Source organism: Streptomyces pseudovenezuelae (assembly GCF_001513955.1).
In the GTDB taxonomy this organism is placed as follows: Bacteria; Actinomycetota; Actinomycetes; order Streptomycetales; family Streptomycetaceae; genus Streptomyces; species Streptomyces pseudovenezuelae.
This window is the reverse complement of the sequence record NZ_KQ948147.1, coordinates 375,510-388,678: the sequence shown is the minus strand read 5'-3', so window position 1 is coordinate 388,678 and position 13,169 is coordinate 375,510. Positions and strand designations below refer to the sequence as shown.

Sequence of the window (13,169 nt, the reverse complement as noted above, 5' to 3'; positions counted from 1 at the left end):
GCGGGTGGTCTAGCCCGGCATGAAGATCTCTTTCCTGCTCCACAACGCCTACGCGATCGGAGGCACGATCACCACCACGTTCAACCTGGCCCAGGCCCTGGCGGAACGGCACGAAGTGGAGATCGTCTCCGTGCTGCGGCACCGGGAGCTGCCCAACTTCGTGCTGGATCCCCGGGTTTCGCTGCGGCCGCTGGTCGATCTGAGACAGGAGAGGGATCATCCCTTACATCAGAGACCGGCGCGGGTGTTCCCGCGCTCGGAGTACCGGTACGGGCAGTACAGCGAACTGACCGACCACCGCATAGCGGAGGCCCTCGCCACCATCGAGGCGGACGCGGTGATCGGCACCCGCCCCGGGCTCAACGTGCATCTCGCCGGCCAGGCGCCGCCCCATGTGGCCCGTGTCGGCCAGGAGCACCTCACCCTCGACAACCACTCGCCCCGGCTGCGCACCGCGCTGCGCCGGGCCTACCGCGGGCTCGACGTGCTCACCACGGTCACCGAGGCGGACGCGGCCGCCTACCGGCGCCGGATGCGGCTGCCGGGCGTACGGGTGGAGGCCCTGCCCAACAGCGTCCCGGACCCCGTGCTGCCGGCCGCGGACGGGTCCGCCAAGGTGGTCGTCGCGGCCGGCCGGCTGGTCCCGGTGAAGCGGTACGACCTTCTCGTCGAGGCCTTCGCCGCGGTCGCCGCCGAGCATCCCGACTGGCAGCTGCGCATCTACGGCAAGGGCGAGGAACAGGACCGGCTGCGGCGGCTCATCACCGACCTGGGTCTGTGGAACAACGTCTTCCTGATGGGGGCCGCGGCCCCGATGGAGGCGGAGTGGGTCAAGGGCTCGATCGGGGCGGCCACGTCCGACTTCGAGCCCTTCGGCATGACCATCGTCGAGGCGATGCGCTGCGGGCTGCCCGTGGTGAGCACCGACTGCCCGCACGGGCCCGCCGAGATCATCGCGGACCGGGTCGACGGCCGGCTGGTGCCGGTCGGGGACCGGGACGCGCTGGCCGCAGCACTGCTGGAACTGGTCGGGGACGACGAGCTGCGCCGCCGTATGAGCCGGGCGGCCCAGGAGAACGCGCGCCGGTTCGCTCCCGGGCCGGTGGTCGAGCAGGCCGAGCGGCTCATCACGGAGGCCGTGTCGGCGCGGCGGGCGGGCCGGCGGGTCGTACGCCAGCGCCAGGGCGGGACACTGACCGCCCGGGGCTCCGCCGCCAGGGACACCGCGCTGATCGCGGCGAGCGGCGCGCTGCGCCTCGTACGGAAGGGACGGCCATGACCACACCACGCGCCGGATGCGCGATCGACGCGGAGGGCCGGATCACCTTCGCGCTGCCCGCGGGCCACGGGCACGGACTGCTGCTGCGGCTGCGTCCGAAGAAGGGGCAGCCCGAGGAGACCCTGCACGTCCTCGACCTGGACTCCGTCGGCGAGGGACGGGCCCAGGCCGTGCTGGGCGCGGAACCCGTGCTAGCGGAGGGGCGCTGGGACGTGTACCTGCTGGACGGGGACGAGCGCACGCGTCTGCGTCCGGGCCCGCGTGATCTGCGGGCGCTGGTCGACGGGCACCTGCGTGAGCGGCGCGGGCCGCTGGCGGTGCGGGTCCCCTATGTCACCAAGGACGGCTATCTCGCGGTGCGCACCTGGCTGCGGCCCGCGCACGCGGAGGCCGACCGCGTCGACATCACGGGCGGGACGCTGAAGGTCGCGGCCCGGCTGCACGGCGCCTCGCCGCTGGACGGCGCCGAGGTGCGGCTGCGCCTGCGACGGGGCGAAGGGACCCTGCGCACGGTCGAGCCCCTGGTCGCGGAGGACGGCCGCAGCTTCTCCTTCACGGTCGACGACGCGACCCTCGACATCGGCATCTGGGACCTGTTCGTACGGCCCGCTGCCGGGGCCCCGATGATCCGGCTCGCCCGCCTCCTGGACGACGTGGCGGACCGCAAGCATGTCCACGTCTACCCCGGCGCCACGGCCGGCGAGCTGGTCGTGCGCCCGTACTACACGGTCGACAACGACCTGTCCCTGGAGGTGACACGGGCCGGGTGAGAACCTCGCGCCGAAGGTCAGCCCCAGAGCACGTGCAGCGTGGGCGGCTTGCGGAAGACCAGACCGTGCGGGGCGGTCGGGTGGTCCGGGTCGAGGCGGAGGGCGGGCAGCCGGTCGAGCAGGTGCCGGAGGGCGATGCGGGTCTCCAGGCGGGCCAGGTGGGCGGCGAGACAGTAGTGGGGGCCGTGCGCGAAGGCCAGTTGGAGGCGGGCGTTGGGGCGGCGGACGTCGAAGCGGTCGGGGTCGGGGAAGACCGCGGGGTCCCGGTTGGCGCCGGTCAGGGAGACGGTGACGAGGTCGCCCCGGCGGATCGCGGCCGGCCCGAGGGTGAGGTCGCGGGTGGCGTAGCGGTCCACGACGGCGGCGCCGGGTTCGAGGCGCAGCGACTCCTCGATCGCGCCGTCCAGCAGCGTGAAGTCGGCCTGGACGAGCGCGAGTTGGTCGGGGTGTTGGAGGAGGTGCAGCAGGGCGTTGGCGATCATCGCCTCGGTGGTCTCTATGCCGCCGAACATCAGCACGGCGGCGTTGGAGGCGACCTCCGGCAGCGCCAGCCGGCCGGCGGCCGAGGCCAGCAGCGAGGACTCGGCCCCTTTCGCGACCGTGGCCTCGACCGCCTGGCGAAGGTGTGCGTACGCCTCCGGGCCGGCGGGTCCCGCCGCCCGGCCCTCCGTGATGTCCGAGACCGAGCGCACGATGGCGTCGTACCAGGCGAGCACCGTGTCCGTGCCGGCGTCCACCAGTCCCAGCGCCTCGGTGACGACGGCGACGGCGAGCGGGCCGGCGAAGGCACGGCGCAGTTCGGCGGCGCCCGCCGGTTCGAGTCCGGTGACGAGCCGGTCGGTCTCCTCCTCGATGAACTCGGCGAATCCGGCACGCACTTCACGGGGACGGAAGGGCGCGGTGAACGGCTCGCGATGGCGGGTGTGTTCGTCGCCGTCCAGGGAGAGCATGCTGGGGCCGACGATCCGGGCGGTGGAGAAGCGGGGGTCGTCGACGGTGAAGGTCTCGGCGTCCCGCATCACGTCGAGCGCGAGATCGCGACGGGTCACCAGCCAGCCGTTCAGCGCGGGCAGCCAGGAGACGGGTTCGTGCGCGCGGAGTTCGGCCAGGCGCGGGTGGGGGTCACCGGCGAGTTCGGCCGAGGTGGTGGCCGCGCCGAGCGGGAATCCGATCACCGCCCCAGGCTAACCCGGCGGAAAACACGTGGCGGATCAGCGTGGGGCCACCTACGCTGCTCGACGATGACGACTCACACTCCTGAACGATTGGGGGTCCCGTCCGCGCAAGGTGAGTGCTGATGCTCACTTCGACCGCGAACGAGGACATCCGTACGTCCTTCTGGCCGCGCGTGCGCGAGTTCGCCGTGCCGGCCTCCATGATCGAGACCGCGACCGCCCGTCGCCTCGCCGGGGACTGGTCGGGGGCGTGTGCCGCCGCGGGCTTCGACGTCGATCTCAACCTCCGTGCCGTGGCGCGCGATCACGGCCGGGAGTTCGCCTCCCGGGTGCGGTCCGATCTCCGCGCGCTGGCTCCCGACCTGCTGCGCTGGCACCTGCCGAGGATCGCCCCCGACGGACTGCTGCGGCCCGGGCTCACCCTGACCCTGGCGCGGTACGAGGCCGTCGAGGGCCCGGTGCATCTCGTGGCCCGGACCGCGCCCGCGTGGGCGGATGCCGGGCAGCGGATCGGCCTCGCCCTGTGGTCCCGCGCCACCGCCGACGCCGTACGGCATCCGCACCCGCGTCCGAACCGACGGTTCCGCCTGGACCTGCACCGGCATCTGTGGGATGCGGGCCGCGCCGGGGAGTTGCGGGAGCGGTCGGGGGCCGGTGAGGGGGACCGGGGCGGTGGGACCGGTGAGCCCTCCTTCGGATCGGTGACCGGTCGACCTCACCTGTCCGCAGCGGAGTTGGGCGCACCCCCCGAGTGTGCCGTCGACCGTTGGGCGGCCGAGGCGCGGATACTGCTCGGAGCCGAAGGGCGGTCCGGTGGCCGCCTGTTGGTGCGGTGGGGCGGACGGCACCGGCTGGTGCTGGAGCTCGCCGCGGACGGTGAGCTGATCCGTCCCGTGCCGACACCCTCGGCCGACATCGTCTCCGTGCTTCCCGTCCTGCCCGACGCGGCGACCTGGGTGCCGCCCGACGTCCAGCTGCTGCGCGCCGGTGCGATCGAGGCGGCTCGCCTGCACCCTCTGGTCGCTGCCGCGTTGACACCGGAGCGCGCGGCCGGCGGACCGCCTCGCACCCCCGACCGGACCGGAACACCGCGTCTCGTGGAATGCCGGGGAGCCCGCCACCGGATCGGTCTGGTCGACGGGGTGCTCGCCCCGCTGGACCACGACCCGGACGAGATCCGGCGCGAGGAACTGCTGGTCGCACTCACCGGCACTCCGCTCCCCTGTCTCCAGGCGATCGACGAGGCACACCGTCGTCCGCACTGTCTGGACGGCGTCCGTGAACGTCTCGTGCACGGCGACACCGCCGGCGCGCTGGCCGTCGTGGAAGGACTGCTCGGGCCCGAGGCGCTGCTGCGCGCCGGCCCCCTCCGGGAGGCGCTGGAGGCGGCCGCGCTGCGGCGTATCACCTACGGCCTGTTCAGGGCGGGCCTGGCGGGACCCGGGCCTGCCCGGTTCCGCCCGCGTCCGAGCGGACGCGACGCGCGGAACCGGCGTACCCATCCGCGGCACGCGACCTGAGTCCCCCGCCTGCCCGCGTCATCCGGCCTGCGTCCGCCACCGGAAACCTCCCTCCTCCTGCCCCCTCCCAGCCCAAAGGTGATCACTCATGCCCATGACCGCCCCTGCCCCCGCTTCTCAACTCGACATCGCCGCCGACCTGTTGACCCTCCTGCGCGACTCCACCACCGAACCTCGCCCCGACTCCCAGCTGGAGGCCCTCACCCTGGCCGTGGCCGCCGATCTGCCGGTCCTGCTGTGGGGGGAGCCGGGCATCGGCAAGACCGCGGCCCTGACCCAGCTCGCCACGGCCCTTGACCTGCCGCTGACCACGGTGATCGCCAGCGTGCACGAGCCGTCCGACTTCTCCGGGCTGCCCGTGGTCGGGGACGATCCCGCGACCCAGGGCGTACCGATGGCCCCGCCGGACTGGGCCGTACGGCTGGTGCGGGCCGGGCGGGGGCTGCTGTTCCTGGACGAGTTGTCCACCGCGCCGCCCGCCGTGCAGGCCGCGCTGCTCAGGCTCGTCCTGGAGCGGCGGATCGGCGCGCTGCGACTGCCGCCCGGCGTACGGATCGTGGCCGCCGCGAACCCCCGTGCCTCGGCGGCCGACGGCTGGGAACTGAGCCCGCCGCTGGCCAACCGGTTCGTCCATCTCCAGTGGACCCACGATCACGAGGTGGTGGTGCGCGGACTCGGCGGGACCTGGCCGCGGGCCACCCTGCCGCGGCTCGATCCGCGGAGACTGCCGGAGGCCGTGGAGTTCGCCCGCCGCGCGGTGTGCGGACTGCTCGCCGCGCGGCCCACGCTCGTGCACCGGCTGCCCACCGACGAGACCCGGCGGGGCGGACCCTGGCCGTCGCCGCGGAGCTGGGACATGACGCTGTCCCTGGTCGCCTTCGCGACCGCGGCCGGCTCCGCGCGGGACGTGCTCTCCCTGCTGGTCCGGGGGACGGTCGGCGACGGTCCGGGCCTTGAGCTGCTGGCGAGCCTGGACCGGATGGACCTCCCGGACCCCGAGGACGTGCTCGCCGACCCCGCGGGGGCCGTCCTGCCCGAGCGGGGCGACCTGCGGCAGGCCGTGCTCGACGGTGTGGTGGCGGCCGTACGCGCGCGTCCGGACCGGGCCCGCTGGGACTCGGCGTGGGCGGTGCTGGTCCGGGCGCTGGAGACCGGGGCCCCGGACCTGGTGGTCGTGCCCGCGACCACCCTCGCCTCGCTGCGGCAGCAGGACTGGGACGTGCCGGCCACGATCGACAGGCTCGCCGGGACGGTGGCGCTGTCGCGGCGGGCGGACCGGGCGGCGGTCGCCTCCGAGGGCCGGCGATGAGCGCGGACACCCCCAGGGAGACGAGCACCGGCACGTCCGAAGGGGGCGGCCGTCTGGACCGCGACAAGCTGTTCGCCGCCCGTCTGCATGCCGCCCGGGTCCGCCCGTATCTCGCCACGGCGCTGTTCGCCCTGCACACCGTCGAGTCGAGGCGGGTGCCGACGATGGCCGTCGACCGGCACTGGCGGTGCTATGTCTCCCCGGCGTTCGTGGACCGGATGCCGGTGGAGGAGCTGGCGGGGGTGTGGGTGCACGAGGTGTCCCATCTGCTGCGCGACCACCACGGACGCGGCGACCGGGTGGCCCGGGAGCGCGGGCTGACCGGTCTCGGAGACCGGCTGCGGATGAACATCGCCGCGGACTGCGAGATCAACGACGACGTGTACGGCGAGGGACTGGTCGCGCCCAAGGACGCCGTCCGGCCCGGGCGGTTGCGGCTGCCCGTGGGGCAGCTGATGGAGGAGTACCTGAGCGGGATCAGCCTCGGACCGCTCACCCTTGATCTGTCCTGGCTGGACTGCGGCAGCGGTGCCGACGGCCTGGACCGCGAGTGGGACCTGGGTCCCGACGGGGCGGACGGTCTGAGCGACCAGGAGCGGGACGCGGTCCGCTTCCGGGTGGCGCAGGGCATCAAGGCGCATCCGGGGGACACCCCACAGGGCTGGCGGCGGTGGGCGGAGGAGGCGTTCCATCCGCCGCAGCCGTGGCGGGACCTGCTGGGCGCGGCACTTCGGTCCGCGGTCTCCGGTTCGGGCGCGGGCGACGACTACAGCTACGGCCGTCCGTCCCGGCGCTCGGCGGGGGTGCCCGGCGCGGTGCTGCCGAGCCTGCGGCGCCGGCCGCCCCGGGTCTGCGTGATCATCGACACCTCCGGCTCGGTCAGCGACGACGAACTGGGCAGCGCCCTGCTGGAGGTGGCCGCGATCTGCCGTGCCGTGGGCGGCCGCCGCGACCTGGTCCACGTCCTCTCGTGCGACGCGGCGGCCGGGGTCGTGCGTCCACTGTGCCGGGCCGAGGGCATCGCCCTGGTCGGCGGCGGGGGCACCGACCTGCGCACGGGCTTCGCGAGGGCGCTGCGCTCGCGACCCCGTCCGGACGTCGTCGTGGCCCTGACCGACGGGCAGACCCCCTGGCCGAGCGCGCGGCCCTCCTGCCGTACGGTCGTCGGTCTGTTCCCCCGTCCCGAGAGGAGCCAGGCGCGACGCGAAAGGAATCCCGAGTACGTGCCGGACTCACCGCCCGCCTGGGCCCGGGTGGTGGAGATCGGCTCGGCGTCCGGGGCCCGCTGAACCACGGGTCCCGGCAAGGGCGGTCGACCTCACGACGCCCGCGGGGTGGACGCGGGGGCGGTGGACCACGAGATCATGGAGGCCTGCGGAGTCCGGTGCACATCGCGGGCCCGGGTGGGAGGAGTGCCATGACCAATGTCGACGTGCACCAGCATCTGTGGAGCCCGTCGCTGGTGACGGCCTTGAGGGCGCGCCGCGAACCGCCGTACCTGGACGGCTGGACGCTGTACCTGGACGGTGAGCCGCCCTACGACCTGCCGCCCGCCGACCACGACGTGACCCGGCGCGCGGAACTCGCCGCCACCGACGGTCTCGGTCTCGCGCTCGTCTCCCTCTCGGCTCCGATCGGCGTGGAGTGGCTGCCCGGGGCGGAGGCGCGGCCGCTGCTGGACGCCTATCACGAAGGTGCGGCCGCGCTGCCCGAGCCGTTCGGGGCGTGGGCGGCCGCCTGCGTGCGGGACATCGATGCCAGGGCGACGGCCGACCGGCTCGACCAGGGCTTCGTCGGCCTCCAACTGCCCGCGGACGCCCTGGTCGACGCGGCCGGTTACGCGCGGTGTGCGCCGCTGCTCGATCTGCTGGCGGAGCGCGACCTTCCGCTCTTCGTCCATCCCGGGCCCGCGGCCGGTGGCTGCGAGGGACCGGGCTGGTGGCCCGCGATGGTGCCCTACGTCCAGCAGATGCACGCCGCCTGGTTCGCCTTCCGCGCCTTCGGCCGCCCCCGTCACCCACGGCTGCGGGTCTGCTTCGCGCTGCTGGCCGGGCTGGCTCCGCTGCACGGGGAGCGGTTCGCCGCGCGCGGGGGCGGCGGGACCCGGCCGGACCCGTCGGTGTTCGTCGAGACGTCCTCGTACGGGCCGCGTGCGGTCGAGTCGGTCGTGCGGGCCCTGGGCGTGGAAGCCGTGGTCCAGGGTTCGGACCGGCCGTACGCGGAGCCGCCGCAGCACCCCGGCCACGGGCTCGGCGGAGCGGCGGCCTACGCCTTCCGGATCGCGAACCCGCGGCGACTGCTCACCGGCAGGGAATGACGGCGCGGCAGCGATCGCGCTCGGCCTGGCAATCGCCCTGTCCGTGCGGGTCGTGGGCGGTGACCGCGTCGCCGGTCCTGCCGGCCCTGGGCAGCAGCACCCCCGTCAGCCCGTACGTCACGACGGTCTCGTTCGTCCGCTACGCCGCGGACGGCGGCCACCGGACCCGGCGACGGGGTGCCCGGCGCACGGTGGCGGCACCCGTGTGAGCCCCGCTCTATCCGTGCCGCTCCCGTACCGCGCGAGGCGAGGCTCCCAGCTCCTTGCGGCAGGTCTTGTTGAAGGCCTGGAGGTCGGGGATGCCGACGGTCGCCGCGATCGCCGGGATGGCCAGCGTCGAGGCGATGAGCAGGTGGCGGGCGCGTTCCATGCGGCGGCGCCGGATGTAGGCGACGACGGTGTGCCCGGTGTCCTCGCGGAACAGCCGGGTCAGATGGGTGTGCGAGACCCCGGCGGCACGGGCGAGGCCGGGGACGGTCAGCGGGCCGGCCAGGTGCTCCTCGATGTGGGCGATCGCCGTGCGCAGCGCGGGGTGCCGGGCCCGGTCCTGGCCGGCGCCGGCCAGGCCGGTGGTGCGCCACAGCACGGTCCACAGCTCCGCGGAGGCCCGGGCCGGGGACTGCGCGCTCGCCGCGACCGTCTGCCGCAGCAGTCCGGTCAGCGCCGCCGCGTCCGCGCCGGCGTCCTGCATCACCGGGACCCGGCGTCGCTCGCCGTCGCCGGGCAGCCGGAAGTGGGCGTACAAGTGCTCGCAGCGGGTGGCGTCGTAGTGGAAGTGCACCTCGGTGTCGGGCGGGACGAGGCTCACGTGTCCGGGGCGGATCGGGTGCCGGGAGCCGCCGAGCTCCAGGGCGCCCGAGTAGCCGTAGAGATGGAGCTGCCACAGGCGCGGGAGGCGGAACACGTCGTGCGGGCCCGCGGAGCCGTGGACGCCGATGCCCGCGTTCTCCACGTGCGGCGGCAGGTCGAGGGCCAGGTCGACATGACGGGTCATGGTGGAAAATTACCAGTGGTCGTCGTTTACAGCCCACGACGATCAGGGTGACTGTTCCTACCGTTGCCGTATGTCAACCACACGACAGCTGCTGAGCTCCGCCCAGGTGGCGCGGTTCACGGCCCACGGCTTTCTGCGCCTGGACGGCATCGTGCCCCCGGAGATGAACGAGGAGGCGCTCGCGGTCTTCGCCGCCGGGCTGCCCTCCGTGCCGTACGGCACGCCCGTGCCGAAGGCGTTCCCCGAGGGTTCTTTCACCCGCCGGCTCGTCGAACTGCCCGCCGTCGCGGGCGCGTTGGAGAGCCTGGTGGGCCCGGATCCGACCGTCGACCACCATCACGTGCACACCCGTGAGCCGCGTGAGGGCAGTGCGCAGCCGCTGCACGGGGACGCCGTCATCGATCTGCGGACCGACGCGTTCGACGTGCAGCTCATGTACTACCCGCAGGAGGTGACCGCCGAGATGGGCGGCACGCTCATCGTGCCCGGCAGCCATCTGCGGCGTACCAACGAGTCCGACACCGGGCGCTACCAGAACCTGCGCGGGCAGACCCGGCTGACCTGCCCGGCCGGCACGGTCGCGCTGCTGCACCACGGGATCTGGCACGGCGGGCGGCGCAACGACAGCGACATCGTCCGCCACATGTACAAGATCCGCTTCAACCCGACCGTGCCGCAGGTGCGGCTGTGGGACACCGCGGACCTGGACGCGCCCGCCGTCCGGGAGGAGCTGGGACGCGGCTTCCCCTGGTACGAGCAGGCCACCGGCCGACTGGAGATCCTCAACCGGATCAGGCTGTGGCGGGCCCTGACCGGCGATCCCACGTTCGACATCGAGTACTGGGCCACCCGTATCGCCAACCGGCCCGCCGCACAGAGGAGCCAGGCGTGACCATGTCCACCACCGTGCGCCAGCAGGTTCTCGTCCTGTACCTGGACACCTCCGCGCTCGACTCACGGGTCATCGGCTGGGCCCGTTACGACGGCACGGGCACCACCCGTCCCACGACCGGGGACAGCGACGAGCCACCGTACGAGACGGGTGTCGCCGCCCTGGAGGACGGCTGGCGGCTCTTCCAGGCCGCGCAGCTGGTCCCGCCGTATCCGGGGACGGAGCACGAGACCTCGTTCCTGAAGCACGAGTTCTTCTTCGAGAAGCTGGTGAGCGGCGGGTGAGACACAGCTCATAGCCGCGACCCCCTCGAATGTGGTCCAATACGCCACAAGTATGACGAATCGGACTCCGGAACTTCGAGGAATCACACCAGATGACCCACCCCCGCCTGTCCGCGCGATCCGCCCCCCTCCTGTCCTCCGGGACCGTGCGGGAGCTGTCCGAGGCGGCCCGGGCGGCGGGGACCGGGCAGGTGCTGGACGAGCTGTGGACCGCCCGCCGGTTCCTGGACGGGACACCGGCGGCCGTCGCGATCCTGGACACCGACCTGCGCTATCTGTACCTCAATGACACCCTGGCCGGGTTCAACGGCCTGTCCGTCGACGAGCACCTCGGCCGTCCCATGCCGGAGGTGATACCCGGCTCCGGGCCCTCCGCGGAGGTGGCCCGCGAAGTGCTCCGTACCGGACGGCCGCAGACGGTCGTGTTCGACGGCCGGGTGCCCGACCACACGGTGGACGTGCCGCGCTGGTGGCTCGGCGCCTTCCACCGGCTGGAGGCGGAGGACGGCGGGATCCTCGGTGTCGCCGCCGTCGTCATGGAGGTCACCGAGGGCATCCGCCAGCGCGAGTCGCTCCGGCGGGCCCAGGAACGCCTGGAGCTGTTGGAGGAGACCGCCTCCCGGGTCGGCGGCACGCTCGACGCGGCCGAGGCCTGCCGGGCGCTGACCGACCTGCTGGTGCCGCGGTTCGCCGACTACGCCGCCGTGGACGTGCTCGACCCCGAGGGCACACGCAGGGCACCGGCCACCCCCGTCCCGGTGCGGCTGCGACGCATGGCGGTGGCCGCCGCTCCCGGTGTGCCCGAGCCGCTCACCCCGGCGACCAGAAGCGGCGAGGTGATCTTCCACCAGGCCAGTTCGTCGATGTCCCACGTCCTGACCGCGCACAAGCCCATGGTGCTCAACCGGCCCGACGACGACACCCTGCGCATGCTCGCCCCCACACGCCAGCGGCTGGAGCGCTACCGCGCCCTGGCGCTGCACTCCGTGGCCTACCTGCCCCTCATGGTCGGCGGCGAGCCCGTCGGGGCGGTGATGCTCGGTCGCCGGGCGCACTCCCCCGAGTTCACACCGGACGACGTCGAGCTGCTGGAGCTGCTGACCGCGCGGGCCGCGACCGGCATCGGGCACGCCCTGCGCTACACCCACGAGCACGAGACCGCGCTGGAGATGCAGCGCGCCTTCCTGGCCACCCCGCACATACCGGGGCCCGGAGTGGAGATCGCCAGCCGCTATCTGCCCGCCGGGCGGGGTGCCGAGGTCGGCGGCGACTGGTTCGACGCCGTCGCGCTGCCCTCGGGACGCACCCTGCTCGTGGTCGGGGACGTCATGGGGCACGGGGTGCGGGCCGCCGCGGCCATGAGCGAGTACCGCTCCCTGCTCCGGGCGCTGGCCCTGCAGGGGCTCGCCCCCGGCCAGCTGCTCGCCGAGGCGGACCGCACCGCCCACGCGCTCGACCTGGACCGCGTCGCCACGTGTGTGCTGGTCCTCCTGGACCCCGCCGCCGGACAGGCGGTCCTGGCCACGGCCGGCCATGTCCCGCCCCTGCTGGTCCGGCCCGGCGCCGCCCCCGAGCTCGCGGACCTGCCGGTCGGGCCTCCCCTGGGCACGGGTGCCGGCGGATACGAGAGCCGGCCCTGCCCGATGCCGCCGGGCACCCTGCTGCTGGCCTACACCGACGGGCTCGTGGAGCGGCGCGGCGAGGACATCGACACGAGCCTCGCCGCCCTCGCCGGCACGCCCATCGCGGCCGGGCACCCGCTGCCGGACATCCTGACCACCGTCCTCGACCGGCTGGCCCCCGCCCAGTCCGAGGACGACGTGACGCTCCTGGCGGCCCGCACGCTCTAGCCCCGGCTCGGCCCACCGCACACGCCCGCGCCTCCCGGCCGAGCCGGGCCGGGCCGGGCCGGGCGGCACCGAGTCCGCTCCGGGCGTCATCTTCGGCCCCTGGAAGGCCAGTTGTGGCCCCGCGGGCGGTCCTGCGGGTATGGCGTTCGGTCAACGGAAGACAGTCCCGAAGACCCCGGCACCCGGCCACCCGCTCCGCGCATACGGTCCCGGAATCCGGCGGACGGGCCCGAGCACGGGTCCGCCGCGATCCACAGACACAAGGGGAGGCACCGTGGCGAGTGTGGAAGTGTCGCTGAAGGAGATGATGGCCGGGACCGAAGGGGCGGTGGCGGCCGCGGTCGTCGACTACACCAGCGGAATGGCGCTGGGCACCCTGGGCGGCGGCAAGGACCTGGACCCGACGGTCGCGGCGGCGGGCAACACCGACGTCATCCGCGCCAAGGTCCGCACCATGGAACAGCTGGGGATCAAGAGCGACATCGAGGACATCCTCATCACGCTCGAGAACCAGTACCACCTCATCCGCCTGGTGACCGGCCGCACCGGCAACGGGCTGTTCCTCTACCTGGTCCTCGACAAGGCCCGCTCGAACCTCGCGATGGCCCGGCACCAACTCAAGCGCGTGGAGCAGCAGTTGGAGGTCTAGAGCCGCTCCCGGACGGGACGCCGTGCGCCCACGATGTGAAGACTTCTTCAAGTCACCACATCCACATGAGCCCAAGCCGTGGCCGCCCGGCGTCCCCGACCAGCAGGATCGGCACCGACGACCCCGTACC

Annotated in this window: 13 protein-coding genes; 11 read left to right on the top strand and 2 right to left on the bottom strand. The window is 73.8% G+C overall.

From position 1 onward, the window contains the following. The first annotated feature begins 19 nt into the window (after nt 1-19). Together AQI94_RS18105 and AQI94_RS18100 are read left to right on the top strand one after the other, a co-directional pair. A complete protein-coding gene (locus AQI94_RS18105; RefSeq protein ID WP_031043696.1) occupies nt 20-1,279 on the top strand; it encodes a glycosyltransferase family 4 protein in 1,260 nt (419 codons plus the stop codon). Beyond that, on the top strand, nt 1,276-2,049 hold the full coding sequence (locus tag AQI94_RS18100) for a hypothetical protein (RefSeq protein WP_031043695.1): 774 nt from the start codon (nt 1,276-1,278) through the stop codon (nt 2,047-2,049). Before AQI94_RS18105 ends, AQI94_RS18100 begins: the two co-directional genes overlap by 4 nt. 17 nt (nt 2,050-2,066) lie before the next feature. Here the strand turns inward: AQI94_RS18100 and AQI94_RS18095 are convergent, their stop codons facing one another. Beyond that, nucleotides 2,067-3,224 carry a cytochrome P450 gene (locus AQI94_RS18095; protein ID WP_031043692.1) on the bottom strand — a complete coding sequence of 386 codons (1,158 nt, stop codon included), beginning with the start codon at nt 3,222-3,224 and terminating at the stop codon, nt 2,067-2,069. A gap of 122 nt (nt 3,225-3,346) precedes the next feature. On the opposite strand from AQI94_RS18095, the gene AQI94_RS18090 reads away from it, so the two are divergent. From AQI94_RS18090 to AQI94_RS42855, 5 genes are all read left to right on the top strand, one after another. Then, entirely contained in the window at nt 3,347-4,744 is a 1,398-nt protein-coding gene (locus AQI94_RS18090; protein WP_031043689.1) for a hypothetical protein, read from the top strand. Between the two features lie 88 nt (nt 4,745-4,832). Further along, entirely contained in the window at nt 4,833-6,053 is a 1,221-nt protein-coding gene (locus AQI94_RS18085) for an AAA family ATPase (protein ID WP_062229816.1), read from the top strand. Beyond that, nucleotides 6,050-7,342: a vWA domain-containing protein gene (locus AQI94_RS18080; protein WP_051832609.1), complete on the top strand. Its 1,293-nt coding sequence runs from the start codon at nt 6,050-6,052 to the stop codon at nt 7,340-7,342. The genes AQI94_RS18085 and AQI94_RS18080 overlap by 4 nt, the downstream gene beginning before the upstream one ends. 128 nt (nt 7,343-7,470) lie before the next feature. After that, entirely contained in the window at nt 7,471-8,370 is a 900-nt protein-coding gene (locus AQI94_RS18075) for an amidohydrolase family protein (RefSeq protein WP_031053463.1), read from the top strand. A 59-nt stretch (nt 8,371-8,429) separates the two neighbouring features. Further along, nucleotides 8,430-8,579, top strand: a complete 150-nt coding sequence (locus AQI94_RS42855; protein WP_318658113.1) for a hypothetical protein — start codon at nt 8,430-8,432, stop codon at nt 8,577-8,579. A gap of 8 nt (nt 8,580-8,587) precedes the next feature. On the opposite strand, the gene AQI94_RS18070 is transcribed toward AQI94_RS42855, so the two are convergent. After that, a complete protein-coding gene (locus tag AQI94_RS18070; RefSeq protein WP_062229815.1) occupies nt 8,588-9,364 on the bottom strand; it encodes an AraC family transcriptional regulator in 777 nt (258 codons plus the stop codon). A gap of 70 nt (nt 9,365-9,434) precedes the next feature. Between AQI94_RS18070 and AQI94_RS18065 the strand changes: the two genes are divergently transcribed. The 4 genes from AQI94_RS18065 (at nt 9,435) to AQI94_RS18050 (ending at nt 13,039) form a co-directional block, all read left to right on the top strand. Continuing rightward, nucleotides 9,435-10,256 carry a phytanoyl-CoA dioxygenase family protein gene (locus AQI94_RS18065; RefSeq protein WP_031053340.1) on the top strand — a complete coding sequence of 274 codons (822 nt, stop codon included), beginning with the start codon at nt 9,435-9,437 and terminating at the stop codon, nt 10,254-10,256. A 2-nt stretch (nt 10,257-10,258) separates the two neighbouring features. After that, entirely contained in the window at nt 10,259-10,540 is a 282-nt protein-coding gene (locus AQI94_RS18060) for a hypothetical protein (protein WP_199814364.1), read from the top strand. A 92-nt stretch (nt 10,541-10,632) separates the two neighbouring features. Beyond that, nucleotides 10,633-12,390 (top strand): SpoIIE family protein phosphatase, encoded by a 1,758-nt coding sequence (locus AQI94_RS18055; protein ID WP_062229814.1) that lies wholly within the window; start codon nt 10,633-10,635, stop codon nt 12,388-12,390. Between the two features lie 274 nt (nt 12,391-12,664). Further along, a complete protein-coding gene (locus AQI94_RS18050; RefSeq protein WP_031049364.1) occupies nt 12,665-13,039 on the top strand; it encodes a roadblock/LC7 domain-containing protein in 375 nt (124 codons plus the stop codon). The last annotated feature ends 130 nt before the right edge of the window (nt 13,040-13,169 follow it).